The organism is Streptomyces adelaidensis (assembly GCF_016598475.1).
Taxonomy (GTDB): Bacteria; Actinomycetota; Actinomycetes; order Streptomycetales; family Streptomycetaceae; genus Streptomyces; species Streptomyces adelaidensis.
Genome location: NZ_JAEMUX010000064.1, coordinates 31,763 through 50,935, shown reverse-complemented (window position 1 = coordinate 50,935; position 19,173 = coordinate 31,763). Strand labels below are relative to the sequence as shown.

At 68.7% G+C, this 19,173-nt stretch carries 13 protein-coding genes and 3 pseudogenes; 3 read left to right on the top strand and 13 right to left on the bottom strand.

The window, feature by feature from the left end:
- Nucleotides 1–157: 157 nt before the first annotated feature.
- The 5 genes and pseudogenes from I8N67_RS29665 to I8N67_RS43090 all read right to left on the bottom strand — a co-directional run.
- Entirely contained in the window at nt 158–1,843 is a 1,686-nt protein-coding gene (locus I8N67_RS29665; RefSeq protein WP_200307303.1) for a ribonuclease J, read from the bottom strand.
- A gap of 148 nt (nt 1,844–1,991) precedes the next feature.
- Nucleotides 1,992–2,891, bottom strand: a complete 900-nt coding sequence (gene dapA / locus I8N67_RS29660) for a 4-hydroxy-tetrahydrodipicolinate synthase (protein WP_200307302.1) — start codon at nt 2,889–2,891, stop codon at nt 1,992–1,994.
- Between the two features lie 211 nt (nt 2,892–3,102).
- A pseudogene (gene thyX, locus I8N67_RS43100) lies at nt 3,103–3,552 on the bottom strand (FAD-dependent thymidylate synthase); the annotation flags it as partial.
- 3 nt (nt 3,553–3,555) lie between these two features.
- Nucleotides 3,556–4,482, bottom strand: a pseudogene (locus I8N67_RS43095) (HNH endonuclease); the annotation flags it as partial.
- Nucleotides 4,462–4,752: pseudogene (locus I8N67_RS43090) on the bottom strand (FAD-dependent thymidylate synthase); the annotation flags it as partial. The pseudogenes I8N67_RS43095 and I8N67_RS43090, both read right to left, overlap by 21 nt.
- 199 nt (nt 4,753–4,951) lie before the next feature.
- On the opposite strand from I8N67_RS43090, the gene I8N67_RS29650 reads away from it, so the two are divergent.
- Complete coding sequence (locus I8N67_RS29650; RefSeq protein WP_200307300.1) at nt 4,952–5,506, top strand: SCO5741 family PH domain-containing membrane protein; 555 nt, start codon at nt 4,952–4,954, stop codon at nt 5,504–5,506.
- 48 nt (nt 5,507–5,554) lie between these two features.
- Here the strand turns inward: I8N67_RS29650 and I8N67_RS29645 are convergent, their stop codons facing one another.
- The 5 genes from I8N67_RS29645 to rpsO form a co-directional block, all read right to left on the bottom strand.
- The gene (locus I8N67_RS29645) at nt 5,555–6,010 is read right to left on the bottom strand and encodes a tetratricopeptide repeat protein (RefSeq protein ID WP_200307299.1); all 456 of its coding nucleotides are present in this window, start codon (nt 6,008–6,010) and stop codon (nt 5,555–5,557) included.
- 18 nt (nt 6,011–6,028) lie between these two features.
- Complete coding sequence (dapB, locus tag I8N67_RS29640) at nt 6,029–6,781, bottom strand: 4-hydroxy-tetrahydrodipicolinate reductase (RefSeq protein WP_200307298.1); 753 nt, start codon at nt 6,779–6,781, stop codon at nt 6,029–6,031.
- A gap of 34 nt (nt 6,782–6,815) precedes the next feature.
- The gene (locus tag I8N67_RS29635) at nt 6,816–8,195 is read right to left on the bottom strand and encodes a M16 family metallopeptidase (protein ID WP_200307297.1); all 1,380 of its coding nucleotides are present in this window, start codon (nt 8,193–8,195) and stop codon (nt 6,816–6,818) included.
- On the bottom strand, nt 8,192–10,408 hold the full coding sequence (locus I8N67_RS29630) for a polyribonucleotide nucleotidyltransferase (protein WP_200307296.1): 2,217 nt from the start codon (nt 10,406–10,408) through the stop codon (nt 8,192–8,194). The genes I8N67_RS29635 and I8N67_RS29630 overlap by 4 nt, the downstream gene beginning before the upstream one ends.
- A gap of 370 nt (nt 10,409–10,778) precedes the next feature.
- On the bottom strand, nt 10,779–11,066 hold the full coding sequence (rpsO, locus tag I8N67_RS29625) for a 30S ribosomal protein S15 (RefSeq protein ID WP_030041128.1): 288 nt from the start codon (nt 11,064–11,066) through the stop codon (nt 10,779–10,781).
- 409 nt (nt 11,067–11,475) lie between these two features.
- On the opposite strand from rpsO, the gene I8N67_RS29620 reads away from it, so the two are divergent.
- Nucleotides 11,476–11,769: a DUF397 domain-containing protein gene (locus I8N67_RS29620; protein ID WP_200307295.1), complete on the top strand. Its 294-nt coding sequence runs from the start codon at nt 11,476–11,478 to the stop codon at nt 11,767–11,769.
- Between the two features lie 445 nt (nt 11,770–12,214).
- Here I8N67_RS29620 and eccD read toward each other — a convergent pair whose 3' ends face one another.
- Entirely contained in the window at nt 12,215–13,723 is a 1,509-nt protein-coding gene (gene eccD, locus I8N67_RS29615) for a type VII secretion integral membrane protein EccD (protein WP_200307306.1), read from the bottom strand.
- 338 nt (nt 13,724–14,061) lie between these two features.
- Between eccD and eccCa the strand changes: the two genes are divergently transcribed.
- Nucleotides 14,062–18,036: a type VII secretion protein EccCa gene (eccCa, locus tag I8N67_RS29610; RefSeq protein WP_200307294.1), complete on the top strand. Its 3,975-nt coding sequence runs from the start codon at nt 14,062–14,064 to the stop codon at nt 18,034–18,036.
- A 409-nt stretch (nt 18,037–18,445) separates the two neighbouring features.
- Here eccCa and I8N67_RS29605 read toward each other — a convergent pair whose 3' ends face one another.
- Both I8N67_RS29605 and I8N67_RS29600 read right to left on the bottom strand, forming a co-directional pair.
- Nucleotides 18,446–18,745, bottom strand: coding sequence for a WXG100 family type VII secretion target (locus I8N67_RS29605; protein ID WP_200307293.1), 300 nt, complete (start codon nt 18,743–18,745; stop codon nt 18,446–18,448).
- Between the two features lie 76 nt (nt 18,746–18,821).
- Complete coding sequence (locus I8N67_RS29600; RefSeq protein ID WP_200307292.1) at nt 18,822–19,172, bottom strand: WXG100 family type VII secretion target; 351 nt, start codon at nt 19,170–19,172, stop codon at nt 18,822–18,824.
- Between the last annotated feature and the right edge of the window lies 1 nt (nt 19,173).

Below are 19,173 nucleotides of genomic sequence, written 5' to 3'. Positions count from 1 at the left end.
TTATCAGAAGTTCTGAGTCGGAATTTCCACCTTCCTCGGGTGGCTCCTGGCACACGATGGTGCCGGGTTCCCCCTTGGGCGGAGCCGTAAACGTACTGGAGCGGGGCGCCCCGATGCAAATCGAGGAGCCCCGCTCCAGGCAGGCGCTGACGGAGGGTCAGACCTCAACCACCACAGGCAGGATCATCGGCCTGCGCCGGTAGGTGTCCGAGACCCACTTGCCCAGGGTGCGGCGGATGAGTTGCTGCAGCTGGTGCGGCTCGACCACGCCGTCCTGGGCCGAACGCTCCAGCACTTCGCTGATCCGCGGGACGACCGCGCTGAAGGCGGAGTCCTCGATGCCGGAGCCACGGGCCTGGATGTGCGGCCCGGCGTTGATCTTGCCGGTCGTGGAGTCCACGACCACGAAGACCGAGATGATGCCCTCGTCGCCCAGGATCTTCCGGTCCTTCAGGGCCGGCTCACCAACATCGCCGACCGAGAGGCCGTCGACGTACACATAGCCGGCCTGGACCTTGCCGGAGATCTTGGCCTTGCCCTCGACGAGGTCGACGACCACGCCGTCCTCGGCGATGACGATGCGATCGTGCGGTACGCCAGTCAGTGCGCCCAGCTCGGCGTTGGCGCGCAGGTGGCGCCATTCACCGTGCACCGGCATCAGGTTCTTCGGCCTGCAGATGTTGTAGAAGTACAGCAGTTCGCCGGCCGAGGCGTGTCCGGAGACGTGCACCTTGGCGTTGCCCTTGTGGACGACGTTGGCGCCCCAGCGGGTCAGGCCGTTGATGACGCGGTAGACGGCGTTCTCGTTGCCGGGGATCAGGGACGAGGCCAGGATCACCGTGTCGCCCTGGACGATGCGGATCTGGTGGTCCCGGTTGGCCATACGGGACAGGGCCGCCATCGGTTCGCCCTGCGATCCGGTGCACACGAGGACGATCTCGTGGTCCGGCAGGTCGTCGAGCGTCTTGACGTCGACCACCAGGCCCGGCGGGACCTTCAGATAGCCGAGGTCGCGGGCGATGCCCATGTTCCGGACCATCGAGCGGCCGACGAAGGCGACCCGGCGGCCGTACTCGTGGGCGGCGTCGAGGATCTGCTGGATCCGGTGGATGTGGCTGGCGAAGCTGGCCACGATGATCCGCTTGCGGGCGCTCCCGAAGACCTGGCGCAGGACGTTGGAGATGTCCCGCTCGGGCGCCACGAACCCCGGGACCTCGGCGTTCGTGGAGTCGGAGAGGAGGAGGTCGATCCCTTCCTCGCTCAGCCGTGCGAACGCGTGCAGATCCGTCAGCCGGTTGTCCAGCGGGAGCTGGTCCATCTTGAAGTCACCCGTGTGGACCACCATGCCCGCGGGGGTGCGGATGGCCACGGCGAGGGCGTCCGGGATGGAGTGGTTGACCGCGACGAACTCGCAGTCGAAGGGGCCGATGCGCTCGCGGTTCCCCTCCCTCACCTCAAGGGTGTACGGGCGGATGCGGTGCTCCTGGAGCTTGGCCTCGATGAAGGCGAGGGTCAGCTTGGAGCCGATCAGCGGGATGTCCGGCTTCTCGCGGAGGAGATACGGGACGGCGCCGATGTGGTCCTCGTGGCCATGGGTGAGGACGATGCCCTCAATGTCGTCGAGGCGGTCCCTGACGGATGTGAAGTCCGGCAGGATCAGGTCGATTCCGGGTTGCTCCTCCTCGGGGAAGAGCACGCCGCAGTCGACGATCAGCAGACGGCCCCCGTACTCGAAGACGGTCATGTTCCGGCCGATTTCGCCGAGACCGCCGAGCGGGGTGACCCGCAGGCCGCCCTCGGGAAGGGGCGGCGGCGGGCCGAGTTCAGGATGCGGATGACTCAAAAGACTCTCCTCACCACGCGCGCCACGTACCTGTGGCACGTGGCGCGCGTGACGTTCGTGCAAAAGCAGTTGTGGATGTGGACGCAGGCAAGTTCATCCTGCTTATTCAGTTGTGAAGTCTGGTTGCGGCGCCGTGCGAAGTCCGTTGTCAGAGCTGTACCCCGCCGGCGGCAAGATCGATCTTGAGCTGGGCGGTCTCCTCGGGCGAAAGCTCCACCATGGGGGCGCGCAGAGGTCCGGCGGGCAGCCCCTGGAGGGCGAGCGCCGCCTTGGTGGTCATCACGCCCTGGGTCCGGAACATGCCGGTGAAGACCGGGAGGAGCTTCTGGTGGATCTCGGTCGCCTTCTGGACGTCACCGGAGCCGTACGCCTCGACGAGGGCGCGCAGCTCGGGGGTGACGACGTGGCCGACGACCGAGACGAAGCCGACCGCGCCCACGGAGAGGAGCGGCAGGTTGAGCATGTCGTCGCCGGAGTACCAGGCGAGGCCGGAGCGGGCGATGGCCCAGCTGGCGCGGCCGAGGTCGCCCTTGGCGTCCTTGTTGGCGACGATGCGTGGGTGCTCGGCGAGCCGGACGATCGTCTCGGTGTCGATCGGGACGCCGCTGCGGCCGGGGATGTCGTAGAGCATCACCGGCAGGTCGGCGGCATCGGCGACGGCCTTGAAGTGACGGTACAGGCCCTCCTGCGGCGGCTTGTTGTAGTACGGCGTGACCACGAGGAGGCCGTGGGCGCCGACCTTCTCGGCGGCGCGGGCCAGCTCCATGCTGTGGTGGGTGTCGTTCGTGCCGACGCCGGCGATGACGTGGGCGCGGTCGCCTACGGCTTCGAGGACGGCTCGTACCAGGTCCGATTTCTCCACGTCACCGGTGGTGGGGGACTCGCCGGTGGTGCCATTGATCACCAGGCCGTCGTTGCCTGCGTCCACCAGATGGGTGGCGAGCCGCTGCGCGCCGTCGAGGTCGAGTGCGCCGTCCGCCGTGAAGGGCGTGACCATGGCGGTGAGGACCCGCCCGAAGGGGGTCTGCGGAGTCGAGGTCGGAGCCATGGGTAACACGCTACTCGCTGCTCAGGGCATGGTCTGCCCTCGGGGGGCTGGAAAAGTCAGGACAAATGCGGAGCCCGGCACTGCCTGCTCGGGGGTTCAAGCAGTGCCGGGTCCGTTTGATCAGGCTAGATGAACTTCACGAAATGCCGCAATACGGACACTTCGCCCGGCTGGCCCGTACATCAGTGCCTGGCCCGGAGTCAGCGGTCCGCTACGGGGCGACCCGGCCGTTCGTGTTGAACGCCGCGTGGGTGAGCGGCATGAGCTTCGCCCACTCCGCTTCCATCTTCTCGCCGACCATCTCGATCTCCCGCTGCGGGAAGGACGGGACCTTGGCGAGCTCGTGCTGGGTGCGCAGCCCGAGGAAGTGCATCAGCGAGCGAGCGTTGCAGGTGGCGTACATCGAGGAGAAGAGTCCGACCGGGAGAACGGCCCGGGCGACCTCGCGGGCGACTCCGGCGGCGAGCATCTCCTGGTAGTGCTCGTACGCCTGGATGTACGACTCGTGCATCGAGCGCTCCACGATCGCCTGCTGCGTATCGGTGCCCGGGACGAACTCGTACTTGCCCGGGCGTCCCTGCTGCACGAGCTTGCGGTCCTCGCCGGGGACGTAGAAGACGGGCTCGAGCTCGCGGTACCGGCCGGATTCCTCGTTGTAGGAGTTGTGGACGACGATCCCGTTGGCCAGGAAGTTGTGCCAGGGGCCTTCCACGCTGAGGTCGTACGTCATGTCCTCGCCGTCGTCCTCGATGGAGACGACCGGGTCGGGAACGGCCATGTCGAGCCGGCCTCCGCTGCGGGCGCGCTCCTGCTCCGCGGCGCTCCTGGCCGTCTGGCAGGGCTCGCAGGCAGGCGCCAGGTTCCGCTCGTCGAGTGCGCGGGTGATGTCCTCCGCCACGGGGACGACATGGTCGAGCGCGAGTTCGTCACGGCGGAAGGAACCGCCGCAGAGGTGGCAGGTGTCCTTCTCCCCGATCAGGCGGTCACGCCGCATCGAGGTCCAGACGCCCAAACCGCGGCCGAGACCGGGCGGGACCTGCTCCTCCGCGGGGAGGGGGGGCGTCCCGGCAGCCATCACCGCGTCCCCCACCGTAAGTTCACCGGCCTTGCGCCAGCCGTCCGGGGTGAGCACCGCGTGGTCGACGGTGGAGCGCAGGACCTTGCCGCCGGCCGTGGTGATTCTGATCAGCGGCTTCACGCCCGACTGGATGACGTCGAGGATCTGGCCCTGCTGAGCGGTCAGTGTCTCCTCGTCGTAGCAGCGGACGTGGTTGCGCCGGACCGGTTCGAGCTTGCGCAGCCGGGTGGACGGGTGCCGCTCCCGGAATTCCGCGACGGCGGAGTCGGCCGCTTCACGGTTGTCGTACAGGCCCAGGTAGTGGTCCGTGTCTCCGTGCCGGACCCGCGCCGTCCACTTCGCCGCGTCGGCGTGCCAGGTGACACCGCCCGCCGAATGCGGCAGCCGGTCCTCGACGTCGAGGTGCCAGAGCTTGTACAGCTCGTCGATCGGGCGGCGCCGGAGCGTGCCCGCGTCGCTCACCAAGGTGATTTCCGTGTCGCCGGCGACGCACCAGCCCACGCGGTGGCGCATGAACTCGCGGAAGACGAAGATCGGAGCGCTGATGAAGAAGGTCATCGAGTTGTGCTCGAAGGGGCTGCCGTGCCGGTCCCGCATCAGGTAGTTGATCAGGCCCTTCGAGCGCTCGGGGTCCTTCGTCAGCTCCTCCAGGGACTGCTCGCCGGCGGTGGAGACGCGGGCGGCCCACAGCACGTCCGAGTCGGCCGCGCTGTGCTTCACCAACTCGACGGTGACATCGCTGCGGAAGCTGGGCTTGAGGTCGTCGGCGGGGGTGTCGGTCACGGCTCGGAGGGTCCTTCCATTGCTGCTCTGGGGCGGCGCCCACTCTACGGCCCGGCACCGACAGGGGGTCCGGATAGCCGGATTTGCACCCTCTTGCGCCTCCCCTTGGACCCGTTGGGCCCCCGAAAGTGGTGAGCGGGCATCCGGCTAGGTAGCCTCACCCGGCGAAACCTGTGCGTGTATTGAGTGAGGATCAGCCGTGCCCCTGCCCTTCCTGACCGCCGATCACGCCTTCGACCAGGCAGTGGACGAACCGCTGCCGTTCGACGACCGTGACCGCTGGCGGCGCCCCTACCGGCCCGGTCCGTGGCGGGTCGGCGCGGCCGCGCTTCTTCTTCTGCTCGCCTCGTACGTGCTGGTCGCGGCGGTCGTCATCACGGTGGCCGAGACCCTGCGAGCGGGCGCGATCTGCTTCGCGGCGGCGCTGTTCGTCATCGTCTGCGCCCTTCGGCTGCTGCGGGTCGGCGTCTGGGTGAGCGCCCGGGGGGTGCGTCAGGTGGGCTTCTTCCGCACCCGTACGGCGTCCTGGGGGCCGACCGTCTCGATGCGTACCGTGCAGCAGCCGGTGCGGTGGCTCGGGCTGCCGCGGACCGTGCAGGGACAGGCGCTGCTCCTCGTCCGCACGGACCGTGTGCAGGAATACGTGACGCCACTGATGACCACGTACAACGCCGACTTCCTGGCGCGTCCGGAAGCCTTCGACCGGGCGGCCGACACGATCGAGGCGTGGGCGGCGGAGTACGGACAGAGCTGAGCTGTCGAACGTATGGGTGAGGGGTTGAACCGAATGCGGTTCAACCCCTCACTCATACGCTACGGGCTTGCCGTCGTGCAGGGCGATCGCTCGCTGCATGGCCTTGCGGGCCCGGGGGGTGTCGCGGGCGTCGTGATAGGCGACGGCGAGGCGGAACCAGGTACGCCAGTCGTCGGGGGCGTCCTCGGTCTCCGCCTTGCGCCGCGCGAAGACCTCGTCGGCCGAGTCGCGGTCGATACGGCCGCCCGGGGTGCGCTTCAGCTCGTCGACGGGAAGGCCGCCCTCGGCGTCGAGCTCGGCGGCGAGCCGGTTGGCCTTCTGGACGAACTGGGTGTTCTTCCACAGGAACCAGAGGCCGATCCCCGGGAGGACCAGCACGGCGACGCCGAAGGCGATCGTGACCGGCGTACCGGTCTCTATGAGCAGGACCCCACGGCTGCCGACCAGGACGAAGTAGACGACCAGGACGGCTGCCGTGATGGCGTAGGTGAGCTTCGCGCGCATGACGTCTCCCCGGCCCGATCAGCTCAGGTCGAGGAAGTGTTCGAGGCCGAAGGTGAGACCCGGGGTGGTCACCACGCGGCGGGCGCCGAGCAGGATGCCCGGCATGAAGCTGCTGTGATGCAGGGAGTCGTGGCGGACCGTCAGGGTCTCGCCCTCGCCGCCGAGGAGGACCTCCTGGTGGGCGAGCAGGCCCCGCAGGCGTACGGCGTGGACCGGGATGCCGTCGACGTCGGCGCCCCGCGCGCCGTCCAGGGCGGTGACCGTGGCGTCCGGCGCGGGGGCCGTACCCGCCGCGCGGCGGGCCTCGGCGATGAGCTGGGCGGTGCGGGTGGCGGTGCCGGAGGGGGCGTCGACCTTGTTGGGGTGGTGCAGCTCGACGACCTCGACGGACTCGAAGTAGGGCGCCGCGATCTGGGCGAACTTCATGGTCAGGACGGCCCCGATGGAGAAGTTGGGCGCGATGAGCACGCCGGTCTCCGGGGACCTCTCCAGCCAGCCGTTCAGCTGCGCGAGGCGCTCGTCGGTCCAGCCCGTGGTCCCGACGACCGCGTGGATGCCGTGGCGCAGGCAGAAGTCGAGGTTGCCCATGACCGAGGCCGGGGTGGTCAGTTCGACGGCGACCTGGGCGCCGGTCTCCGCCAGCGTCTCCAGTTTGTCGCCGCGGCCGAGGGCGGCCACCAGTTCCATGTCCGCGGCGGCCTCGACGGCCCGCACCGCCTCGGATCCGATACGGCCCTGGGCACCGAGGACCGCCACGCGCAGCTTGCTCATCTGTCTTGCTTCCTTCTGGGCCTTGTAGGAGGGGTCAGGCGACGGCTTCGTGGAGACGGGACGCCTGTTTGTCCTTGAGCGGGCCGATCACCGACAGGGAGGGGCGCTGTCCCAGGATCTCGCGGGCCACGGCACGGATCTCGTCCGGGGTCACCATGGCTATCCGGGTCAGCATCTCGTCGACGGACATCTGCTCGCCCCAGCACAGCTCACTCTTGCCGATGCGGTTCATGAGCGCGCCGGTGTCCTCCAGGCCCAGGACCGTGGAGCCCCGGAGCTGGCCGATGGCGCGCTCGATCTCGTCGTCGGGCAGCCCGTGCTCGGCGACCTGGTCCAGCTCGTCGCGGCAGATCTTCAGCACGTCGTGCACCTGGGACGGACGGCAGCCGGCGTAGACGCCGAAGAGGCCGCAGTCGGCGAAGCCGGACGTGTACGAGTACACGCTGTACGCCAGGCCGCGCTTCTCCCGGACCTCCTGGAAGAGGCGGGAGGACATGCCGCCGCCGAGCGCGGTGTTGAGCACGCCGAGGGCCCAGCGGCGCTCGTCGGTGCGGGCGAGACCGGGCATGCCGAGGACGACGTGCGCCTGCTCGGTCTTGCGGCCGATCAGGTCGACACGGCCGGCCGTACGGACGGCTCGGCGGCCCTCGCGCGGGGCGATCGGGGTGGCGTCGGCGCGGGTGAGGGCGCCCGCCTTCTCGAAGGCCGCGCGGACCAGTCGTACGACCTTGTTGTGGTCGATGTTGCCCGCGGCGGCGACCACGAGGTGGGTGGGGTCGTAGTGCTTCTTGTAGAAGCGGCGGATGCGGTCGGCGGTGAGGGCGTTGACCGTGTCGACCGTGCCGAGGACCGGGCGGCCGAGGGGGGTGTCACCGAACATCGTGTGCGCGAACAGATCGTGCACACAGTCGCCCGGGTCGTCCTCGGTCATCGCGATCTCTTCGAGGATGGCGCCGCGTTCGACGTCGACGTCCTCCTCGCGGATGAGCGAACCGGTGAGCATGTCGCAGACCGTGTCGATGGCCAGCGGCAGGTCGGTGTCGAGCACGCGTGCGTAGTAGCACGTGTACTCCTTCGCCGTGAACGCGTTCATCTCGCCGCCGACCGCGTCGATGGCGGAGGAGATGTCGAGCGCGCTGCGGCGTTCGGTGCCCTTGAAGAGGAGGTGCTCCAGGTAGTGCGTGGCGCCGTTCAGCGCGGGCGTCTCGTCGCGGGAGCCGACGTGCGCCCAGATGCCGAAGGTGGCGGAGCGCACGGACGGCAGGGTCTCGGTGACGATGCGCAGTCCACCCGGGAGGGTGGTTTTACTGACCGTGCCGATGCCGTTCATGCCCTTGATCAGGGTTCGGGTACGGGCGACGGCCCGCGCCTCCGAAGAGGTGCGGGCCGTTGCCTTGGAGCTACGCGACGTCACTTGTCGGCGTCGTCCTTCTTCTCGTCGTCAGTCTCGCCCTCGACCACGGGGATGAGGGAGAGCTTGCCGCGGGAGTCGATCTCGGCGATCTCGACCTGGACCTTGGCGCCCACACCGAGCACGTCCTCGACGTTCTCCACGCGCTTGCCGCCGGCGAGCTTGCGGATCTGCGAGATGTGCAGCAGACCGTCCTTGCCCGGGAGCAGCGACACGAACGCACCGAAGGTCGTCGTCTTCACGACGGTGCCCAGGTAGCGCTCGCCGACCTCCGGCATGGTCGGGTTCGCGATCGAGTTGATCGTGGCGCGGGCGGCCTCGGCCTGCGAGCCGACCTGGGCACCGATGTAGATGGTGCCGTCGTCCTCGATCGTGATCTCGGCGCCGGTGTCCTCCTGGATCTGGTTGATCATCTTGCCCTTGGGGCCGATGACCTCGCCGATCTTGTCCACGGGGATCTTGACGGTAATGATCCGCGGGGCGTTGGGGGACATCTCGTCCGGCGTGTCGATCGCTTCCATCATCACGTCGAGGATGTGGAGGCGGGCGTCACGGGCCTGCTTGAGAGCGGCGGCCAGGACGGAGGCCGGGATGCCGTCCAGCTTGGTGTCGAGCTGGAGAGCGGTCACGAACTCCTTGGTGCCGGCGACCTTGAAGTCCATGTCGCCGAAGGCGTCCTCCGCACCGAGGATGTCGGTGAGGGCGACGTAGTGCGTCTCGCCCTTGATCTCCTGGGAGATCAGGCCCATGGCGATACCGGCGACGGGGGCCTTGAGCGGCACACCGGCGTTCAGCAGCGACATGGTGGAGGCGCAGACCGAGCCCATGGACGTCGAGCCGTTGGAGCCGAGGGCCTCGGACACCTGACGGATCGCGTAGGGGAACTCCTCGCGCGTCGGCAGGACCGGCACGATCGCGCGCTCGGCGAGCGCGCCGTGGCCGATCTCGCGGCGCTTCGGGGAGCCGACGCGGCCGGTCTCACCGACGGAGTACGGCGGGAAGTTGTAGTTGTGCATGTAGCGCTTGCGCGTCACCGGCGACAGCGTGTCCAGCTGCTGCTCCATGCGGAGCATGTTCAGGGTGGTGACACCCAGGATCTGGGTCTCGCCACGCTCGAACAGCGCCGAACCGTGGACGCGCGGGATGGCCTCGACCTCGGCGGCGAGCGTACGGATGTCCGTGACGCCGCGGCCGTCGATGCGGACCTTGTCCTTGATGACGCGCTCACGGACCAGGGACTTGGTCAGCGAGCGGTACGCGGCGGAGATCTCCTTCTCGCGGCCCTCGAACTGCGGGAGCAGCTTCTCGGCGGCCAGGCCCTTGACGCGGTCCAGCTCCGCCTCGCGGTCCTGCTTGCCCGCGATGGTGAGGGCCTGGGACAGCTCGTCCTTGACCGCGGCCGTGAGGGCCTCCAGGACGTCGTCCTGGTAGTCGAGGAAGACCGGGAACTCGCCGGTCGGCTTGGCGGCCTTCGAGGCGAGGTCGGCCTGGGCCTTGCACAGGACCTTGATGAAGGGCTTCGCGGCGTCCAGACCGGCGGCGACGACCTCCTCGGTCGGCGCCTCGGCACCGCCCGCGACCAGCTGGATCGTCTTCTCGGTGGCCTCGGCCTCGACCATCATGATCGCGACGTCGCCGTCCTCCAGGACACGACCGGCGACGACCATGTCGAAGACGGCGTCCTCGAGCTCGGTGTGCGTCGGGAAGGCCACCCAGTGGCCGTTGATCAGCGCGACGCGGACGCCGCCGATCGGGCCGGAGAAGGGCAGACCGGCCAGCTGCGTGGACGCGGACGCGGCGTTGATCGCCACGACGTCGTACAGGTGGTCGGGGTTGAGCGCCATGATCGTGGCGACGACCTGGATCTCGTTGCGCAGGCCCTTCTTGAAGGACGGGCGCAGCGGGCGGTCGATGAGGCGGCAGGTGAGGATCGCGTCCTCGGAGGGCCGGCCCTCACGGCGGAAGAAGCTGCCGGGGATCTTGCCGGCGGCGTACATCCGCTCCTCGACGTCCACCGTGAGGGGGAAGAAGTCGAGCTGGTCCTTGGGGTTCTTGGAAGCGGTGGTGGCCGACAGCACCATGGTGTCGTCGTCCAGGTAGGCCACGGCGGAGCCGGCGGCCTGGCGGGCCAGGCGGCCCGTCTCGAAGCGGATGGTGCGGGTGCCGAAGGAACCGTTGTCGATGACGGCCTCGGCGTAGTGGGTCTCGTTCTCCACTAGCGTTTTCTCCATTACGTATCGTCTTTCGTCCCTGGACCCGCCCGTGTGGCAGGGGGACTGTGGCGGAGAAGCGCGCCGTCTGGTGCGGGCCGGTCTTCGATCGAAGCCCTCGGGGTTCACCTTCTCCCGGGGGCCACTACCGAGGACCGGCGGCGGCGAGGTGCGCTTCTCCTCGTATTGCGTCGTGCTACCACACTACAAAGGGGTGGTGACACTCCGCACGTTTCCGCACGTACATCCCGCGTGCGGCGGGGCCGCGCGCCCCCCTCTCAGGGGGCGGCGGTGGTGCGTACGGCATGCGTATGGCATGCGTACAGCAAAAGGAGCGGTCCCCATTCTCCCGGGAACCGCTCCCCTTCGCGACGTCTTACTTGGCGCCCGCCGCACCGCGGCGGATGCCGAGGCGGTCGACCAGCGCACGGAAGCGCTGGATGTCCTTCTTGGCGAGGTACTGCAGCAGACGGCGACGCTGACCGACCAGGATCAGCAGACCACGGCGGGAGTGGTGGTCGTGCTTGTGGGTCTTCAGGTGCTCCGTCAGGTCGGAGATACGGCGGGAGAGCATCGCGACCTGCACCTCGGGGGAGCCGGTGTCGCCCTCCTTGGTACCGAACTCGCTGATGATCTGCTTCTTCGTAGCGGCGTCGAGCGACACGCGATACTCCTCGTAGTCTGTAAGGCCACCGAGTGCCCCCGGTCCACATCTCGGGGGAGCTTCCGTTACTCGGGAGGCGAAGATCCGCTGCGCGGCCTCAAAGGCCTGAGCCCTGAGGCGCGTACACAAACGGCCACAGCGCAGAATACCAGCCTGTGAGGATGCCTCCGACTGGGGGGCACGATCCGAGCGGGCCGGCTTCAGGGCGACCGCGCCGCCGGGCGCGAATCCGAAACCTTTCTGCCGAAGGGATGGACGGGGGGCCGGCCGGGCCGGGCGACGCGATGGCCGCCGGTGCGGTGTTGCGCACATCGGCGAACCCCTGACCAGGAGGAACAGGGGCAAGTAGGGTGGCCGCACAGCTCGTTGGCACAGAGCTCGTCGACACAGAAGAAGGGATCGCGCCGCGATGGCCGAGGCCGAGGACAAGGAACTCAAGGCACGCAAGGAGCGGGAGAAGGACGAGCTGTACGCCCTCGACATCTCCGGCGTCGAGTGGCACAGCGCGCCGGGGACCGAGGAGCACGAGGAGCGGGTCGAGATCGCCTACCTCCCGGAGGGCGCCGTCGCCATGCGGTCGTCGCTCGACCCCGACACCGTGCTGCGGTACACGGAGGCCGAGTGGCAGGCGTTCGTGCTGGGGGCGCGGGACGGGGAGTTCGATCTGGAGCCGGCTCCGCACAATGGGGGACTGGACGCGTAGGGCCGGGCAGTGACAAATGGGGCAGGGAACCAGCGATCGGTTCCCTGCCCCATTGGCTTGTGCGACACGGCGCCTGCGGTATCGCGCCGGGCGAGAATCCGGCTCCTGGCGGGATACGGGCCAAAACGGGGTACGAGCCAAAAAGCGCCTCCGCGTATCTGCAGCGGGTACATTTCGCCACCGGTGTGGGCGTTGAACTTGACCGCAGCCTCGTCGCTCACCAGGCCAAAGGCCATGATGTTGTTCGCGGCCGGAAGTCGTCTACGGCCGCCTGTCCACCCTCCCTGGTTATCGGACGGCAGCGAGTGCCCGACCCTGGTCAGCGGAAGTGGCGCGACGGCTCCGCCCAACGGCCGAGAACCCGGTTCGGCGACGGCCCGTGCCGGACCCGGCGAAGGAGCACGGCCCGCTTCCCCCGGTCCGTGTCCGGGGCCGGGCCATGCCGCTAGCTGGTCATTGCCCGTGCCCGTGCGTACACGTCGAAGACGGCCAGAGCCAGTGGAATCAGGGTGAGCAGGACGAAGCTCTCGGCGATCTCCAGGAAGCGTCCCCAGAACGGGGTCACACCACGCTCCGGGGCGATGAGGCCGATCGCGGTGACCAGGACGGCAGCCGCGGCAATGGCTGCGGCGAGCCAGACGCTGCGGATGTCGAGGGCGGTGGTGTCGCCGAGGAAGGCGTCGCGCACGTAGTCCCGCGGCGGGTTCATCGCGAGCCCGAGTCCGAGGAAGACCAGGGCCGCGAGGCCGGCGGCCAGGGTGGCGCCCACCTGCGCGGTGTAGCGGAAGAGGTGGGCGCGCATCAACATCGCCACGCCTGTCGAGAGGGCCAGAAGTTCTGCCCACACGTTGCTGGAGAAGCCCAGGACGATCGACGCGCCCACGGAGACCAGCGCGCAGCCGCCGACGAGGCCGACGAGGAGCTCGTGGCCGCGGCGGGCCTGGGCCGCGACGCGCTCCGCGTCGATGGGCCCCTGCGGGCCGGGCGCGTCCGTGTCGTAGCCGCCGCGGGACTGATTGGGCGGTTCGAAGCCGATCGGCAACCGTGCGAAGCGCATGGACAGGCCTGGCAGGAAGGCAAGCGCGACAACGGAGAGCGGGGCGCAGACGGCGGCCGTCTCGACGGGCCGCAGGTTGGTGAGGATGGCGATGAATGTGGTGATCAAACCGATCGTGGAGGCGAAGACGAAGGCGACGAAGGGGCTGTCGCCGCCTGGCGACACCAGGGTGAGCACCACGGCGGCGACCAGAACCGCCGTGCAGGCGAGCAGGAACTGCAACCGACCGATGCCCTGCCCCTCGGAAAGAGGCAGCAGTCCGGAACCGGCCACGGCGACGTTCGGCAAAGCGCCCAGGCCGAGGGCGATCGCGGAGCCGCGATCCTCGTACACGCGTGCGCGAACGCAGGCGATCGTGACCAGCAGGAGCCCGAAAACGCCGGCGATGATGCCCTGCAGGCTGTTCATGTCGTGACGGATCTCGGAACTCCAGGCGACGAACGCCAGCAGCGCCGGCAGGAGGCCGCCCGCGACGAGGCCGGCAACCCGCGTGAGCTCACCGTTCCACAGGGTGCGATCACGGGTGACGGCAGCGGCCACCGCCTCGGAGACGTCGTCGAGGACAGCCGGCGGCAGCGACTCGGCGAACGGGCGCAGAGTGAGCAACTCTCCGTCGAGGATGCGCTGCGCCGCGAACGACCGCGCGCCGTCGAGGACGGTGCCGTCACGGCGTACGAGGTGGTAGCCGACGGGAGCACCCGCGTCGGGGCTCTGCTGGGAAAGCCTCAGGATCTCCGGGTACAGGTCGACGACCGGTACGTCGTCGGGCAGCGCCACATCGATGCGACTGTCGGGCGCCACGATGGTGACCCGGCAGAAACCGAATCCCATGCCTGCCCCGGAAGGGGCTCCGATACCCGGTCCGCCGGTCGCGCCGACCGGCGCGGAGGCCGTCATGCTCACCTGCTGCTCCCCCTCGTTCGGTGGTGGGGCAGTCTCCGCGTGCCGCCGCGCACTCGTCCGCCCGTAAAGATGCCGTGTAGGTTGCGCCGCGCCGCCCACGCAGCCGGGCGACGATACCGTCACCCCCGGGAACTGCGGGGCGGTGCTTGGTTCAAAGCGTTGCGGATTACCCGGTTTTCCCGGAATGATTCGCAACTGCTCACGCACCTCACGGGCACCCTACCGCCCGCCGGGGCCAGTGGTTGTCAGTAGGATCACCCTTCGCGATCGGCGTCCGCCGGGCACGGGGCGGCGGACGAAACAACTCGGTCCGGCAAGGGAATTGGTGCGTAGTGAGCCACATCGTCGTCAAGCGCCCGCCACGGGCGTTGCCGAAGGAAGTGCCCACGGACGAGGTCGTGCTGCAACCTCCGCCGGAGCTTCCGCGGGGGCAGCAGGAGGGTGCTCTCATGCAGCTCCTGCCCATGCTCGGCATGGGCGGTTCCGTGGTGTTCTTCTTCAACCCTCAGGCCCAGCCCTTCATGAAGATCATGGGCATGGTGATGGTGGCCTCCACTATCGCCATGGGCGTCGCGATGCTGGTCCGCTACCGCCGCGGCAACCAGGGGCAGTTGGCGGACATACGGCGCGACTACCTCCGCTACCTCTCCCAGACCCGGCGCCACGCCCTGGACACCGCCAAAGCCCAACGCGACGTCCAGTACTACCTGCACCCTTCGCCGGAGCAACTGTGGGCGCTGGTGGCCGAAGGCAGCCGGGTGTGGGAGCGGCGCGCCGGTGACGAGGACTTCGGGCAGGTGCGCGTGGGCCTCGGCCCGCAGGCACTGGCCACTCCCCTGGTCCCGCCGGAGACGGCGCCGGTCGACGAGCTGGAGCCGCTGACCGCGGGCGCCATGCAGCGTTTCCTGGCCACCCACAGCACCATCGACGGCCTGCCGATGGCGGTCTCGCTGCGCGCCTTCTATCACGTGACGATCAGCGGCGAACCGGGCACCGTGCGCGGCACGGCCCGCGCCGTGGCCGCCTCCCTCGCCTCGCTGCACTCTCCCGAGGACCTGGTCATCGCAGTCGCCACCGGACGCGAGTCCACGCCCGAGTGGGAGTGGGCCAAGTGGCTGCCGCATGTGCAGACGCCGGGCCTGGCGGACGGCGCGGGCAGCATGCGCCTGATCATGACCGATCCCATGGAGCTGGACGAGCGGCTCGCCACCCGTCTCCAGGGCCGCCCCCGTTTCCACCCCGCCGGTCCGCCCGTGCCCGAGCAGCCTCACCTGGTGGTCGTACTCGACGGTGTCTCCCTGCCGCCCACCTCCCTGTTGGCCAGCCCCGAAGGCATGCAGGGCGTGACAGTGCTCGAAGTTGTTCCCGGGGACCTCAGCTTCGGACGCGGAGACCTCTCGGTCATCGTGCACCCGGGGGAACTGCTTCTCGAGTCGGCGCACGGCATGGTCTACGAGGGCACGCCGGACGTCCTGTCGTACGAGGCCGCCGAAGCGCTTGCCCGGCAACTCGCGCCGCTGCGCATGGCATCGGGCGGCGACGACGACCAACCGCTGCTGGCCAACCTGGACTTCACGGAACTGCTGAACCTGGGCGACGCGGCCTCGGTCGACCCGCGGCGCACCTGGCGCCCGCGTTCGCAGTCAGAGCGGCTGCGCGTGCCGATCGGCCTCGGCGAGGACGGCCGGCCCGTGATGCTCGACCTCAAAGAGGCCGCGCAGGAGGGCATGGGCCCGCACGGCCTCTGTGTCGGCGCGACCGGTTCCGGAAAGTCGGAGCTGCTGCGCACGCTGGTACTCGGTCTGGCCGTGACGCACTCCTCCGAGACACTGAACTTCGTCCTGGCGGACTTCAAGGGCGGTGCGACCTTCGCCGGCATGGCACAGATGCCGCACGTCGCGGCCGTGATCACCAACCTCGCGGACGACCTGACCCTCGTCGACCGTATGGGTGACTCGATCCGCGGTGAACTGAACCGTCGCCAGGAGATGCTTCGCGACGCCGGCAACTACGCCAACATCCATGACTACGAGAAGGCCCGGGCGGCCGGCGCCCCGCTCCAGCCCATTCCGTCGCTCGTCCTGGTGATCGACGAGTTCAGCGAGCTGCTCACCGCGAAGCCGGACTTCATCGAGATGTTCGTGCAGATCGGCCGTATCGGCCGTTCTCTGGGTGTACACCTGTTGCTCGCCTCGCAGCGTCTGGAGGAGGGTCGCCTGAGAGGACTCGAGACCTACCTGTCGTACCGGATCGGTCTGCGGACGTTCTCGGCGGCCGAGTCACGTGCCGCGATCGGCGTCCCGGACGCCTACCAGCTGCCGAATGTGCCGGGCTCCGGCATCCTGAAGTTCGGCACGGAGGAGATGGTGCGCTTCAAGGCCGCGTACGTCTCCGGCGTGTACCGCACGGGTTCCCAGCAGGCCGTCACGCCTGGCGGACCGCTCCCCGTCGACCGTCGGCCCGTGCTGTTCACCGCGGCCGAAGTCCCGGTGCAGTACGTGCCGGTACCGCGGCAACGCCAGGAGGAGCCGGACGCGCAGCAGGACGACGCGCTCGCCGACACCGTGCTGGATGTGATCGTCCGACGTCTGGAGGCGCAGGGCCCGGCCGCCCACCAAGTGTGGCTGCCCCCGCTGGACAGTCCGCCCTCGCTCGACTCGTTGCTCCCTGGGCTGGCTCCGGTGACCGGCCGGGGCATGACGCAGCCCGGCTACGAGGGTGCGGGCCGGCTCGTCGTCCCGGTGGGCATCGTCGACAAGCCGTACGAGCAGCGGCGCGAACCGCTGTGGGCCGACTTCGGCGGCGCGGCCGGCCACATGCAGATCCTCGGTGGCCCGCAGTCCGGCAAGTCGACGCTGCTGCGCTCGGTCATCGCGTCCTTCGCGCTCACCCACACCCCGCACGAAGTGCAGTTCTACGGGCTGGACTTCGGTGGCGGCGGCTTGTCGGCCGTGGCCGGTCTGCCGCACGTGGGCGGTGTGGCCTCTCGTCTGGACCCCGAGAAGGTCCGGCGTACGGTCGCCGAGGTGTACGGCGTCCTGACCCGCCGCGAGGAGTACTTCCGCACCGCGGGCATCCCCTCTATCGCCGAGTTCCGGGCGCGCCGTGCACGGGACGACATCTCGGTGACCGACCAGCCCTGGGGCGACGTCTTCCTCGCGATCGACGGCTGGGGCAACTTCCGTACGGACTATGAGGCGTTGGATCCGGTGATCCTGGACATCGCGGCGCGCGGCCTCGGTTACGGCATCCATCTGGTCCTCACCGCCTCGCGCTCCATGGAGGTCCGCTCGAACCTCAAGGACCACCTGATGAATCGCCTGGAACTGCGGCTCGGCGACCCCATGGACTCCGAGTTCGACCGCAAGGTGGCCGCCAACGTGCCCACGGGCGTTCCGGGACGCGGTCAGACACCTCGGAAGCAGCACTTCATGGCAGCGGTCCCGCGCATCGACGGCCTGTCCTCCGACACGGACCTGGCGGAGGCGACGTCCGCTCTCGCGGCCGACGTCAGCCGCCACTGGCAACAGTCCGGCGCCCCCGAAGTACGCCTGTTGCCGAGGGAGTTCCCGGCCGCCCAACTGCCCCCGGGCAACCGCTTCCCGCGCCGCGGCATCTCCTTCGCCCTGGACGAGGACAACCTCGAGCCGGTGTTCGTGGACTTCGACCAGGACCCGTTCTTCCTCGTCTTCGGCGAGAGCGAGTCCGGAAAGTCGAACCTGCTGAAGCTGCTCATCAAGCACCTCAGCGAGCGGTACGACGGCAACACCTGCAAGATGTTCGTGGTCGACAACCGCCGCTCGCTGTTGGGTGTCACGCCGCCGTCCCACCTGGCGGAGTACATCCCCATGTCGAACCAGATGCAGCACCATATGGACGCGCTGGCCGACCTCATGCAGCGCCGGACGCCCACCGCGGACGTCACAGCGGAACAGCTCCGCGACCGCAGCTGGTGGCGTGGTCCCACGGTCTTCGTGATCATCGACGACTACGACCTGGTGTCCACGTCGAGCGGCAACCCGCTGGCGGGCCTGACGGAGCTGCTGCCCTTCGCCCGCGATGTCGGCGTCCGTTTCATCATCGCCCGGTCCACCGCGGGTGCGAGCCGTGCCGGCTACGAGGGCTTCATGCAGCGCATCAAGGAACTCGGTGCGCAGGGCGTCGTCCTCGCGGGTGACCCGGGTGAGGGCGACCTGCTGGGTGGGGTGCGGCCGCGGCCGATGCCTGCGGGGCGTGGGGTGTTCGTGTCCCGGAAGCGGGGGAAGCCGTTGGTTCAGATCGGGTTGGTCGAGGACGGGAACGTATGACGGCAGGACGGCATGCCGGCGTGATGGTCTGCCGGTGGGTCGGTCTGCCGGTGGGTCGGTCTGCCGGTGGGTCGGTCTGCCGGTGGGTCGGTCTGTCTGTCTGTCTGTCTGTCTGTCTGTCTGTCTGTCTGTCTGTCTGTCTGTCTGTCGACTGAAGTGCGGGGCTCTTGGGGCGTGACCGCTTCGGTGGTCACGGCGCCGGTTCGGTCAGGGAACGGGCGTCCGTACGGCGGACCTCGGACCGGGGCTCGCGCTCCATGGGAACGTCGAAAGCCGCTCGTCACGGTCGTCCGCTCTCACTTGCGGACATGGAACCGGCCTCGACATGCCGCTGGGTGGGCTCTGAACCAACAACGGGGTGGGCGCCTCCCGCGCGCGCCCACCCCGGAACTGCTCTATGCGCCTCGTGCTACTGAAGGTAGCTGGCTCCCTTTTTGTCGCCCTCCATGTAGGTACCGCCTGCCGTAGCCACAACGTGACCGATACCCGTGAGCGCCGTGTGGATGTCGGTGGCTTCCGTGTCCCACCTCTTCAGCTTCGCGTTGAACGCGTCCTGGGAGTCACCCTCCCAGTACTGCCGACTGCTCTCGACGAGCCTCTTCAACTCCTGCAGGTCCGTCTCGAGGTCCCTCGCCTCAGTCGCGATCTTGGTCGCCGTGATGTCGAGCGCGTCATAAGTGACGGAAAGCCCATCGGTGTTGTTGCCCATACTTGCCTTACCTCGTCTCGCTGGTGCGTACCTGATGAGTGCCGGTGTCCGGCCTTGGTCCTGGGTGCGGCTCGGCTCAGTAGGAGCTCAGGGGGGACGCCTTGACCGTGGGAGCACCGTCCTGGAGGTCGATCTTGTTGACCGCCGCACGCACCTCGTCTTCCTTGGTGTCAATGATGTTGCGCGTTGAGGTCATCGCCTCGATGACCTCAGCAAGGATTCGGCCCATGTTCTGCAGCGACTGGTTGATCTCGAACTGCTTCTTGTCGAACGCAGCTCGGCCGATTCCGTCCCACTGGCCACTCTCCAGGCTGTCGATAATGCCCTGAAGCCTGTGCACACGCTTCGTGACATTCTCGTACTTCGTAAGCATCTGCTTCTGGAGCAGAATTACGGCATCGTTTTCGAGCTTCTGCTTTCCGGCCATG

What these genes read in the sequence shown, in the direction of transcription:
- I8N67_RS29600 (WP_200307292.1), bottom strand. Translation starts at nt 19,172, where the DNA reads ATGGCCGGAAAGCAGAAGCTCGAAAACGATGCCGTAATTCTGCTCCAG.
- I8N67_RS29605 (WP_200307293.1), bottom strand. Translation starts at nt 18,745, where the DNA reads ATGGGCAACAACACCGATGGGCTTTCCGTCACTTATGACGCGCTCGAC.
- dapA (WP_200307302.1), bottom strand. Translation starts at nt 2,891, where the DNA reads ATGGCTCCGACCTCGACTCCGCAGACCCCCTTCGGGCGGGTCCTCACC.
- I8N67_RS29645 (WP_200307299.1), bottom strand. Translation starts at nt 6,010, where the DNA reads ATGCGCGCGAAGCTCACCTACGCCATCACGGCAGCCGTCCTGGTCGTC.
- eccD (WP_200307306.1), bottom strand. Translation starts at nt 13,723, where the DNA reads ATGACGGCCTCCGCGCCGGTCGGCGCGACCGGCGGACCGGGTATCGGA.
- I8N67_RS29620 (WP_200307295.1), top strand. Translation starts at nt 11,476, where the DNA reads ATGGCCGAGGCCGAGGACAAGGAACTCAAGGCACGCAAGGAGCGGGAG.
- dapB (WP_200307298.1), bottom strand. Translation starts at nt 6,781, where the DNA reads ATGAGCAAGCTGCGCGTGGCGGTCCTCGGTGCCCAGGGCCGTATCGGA.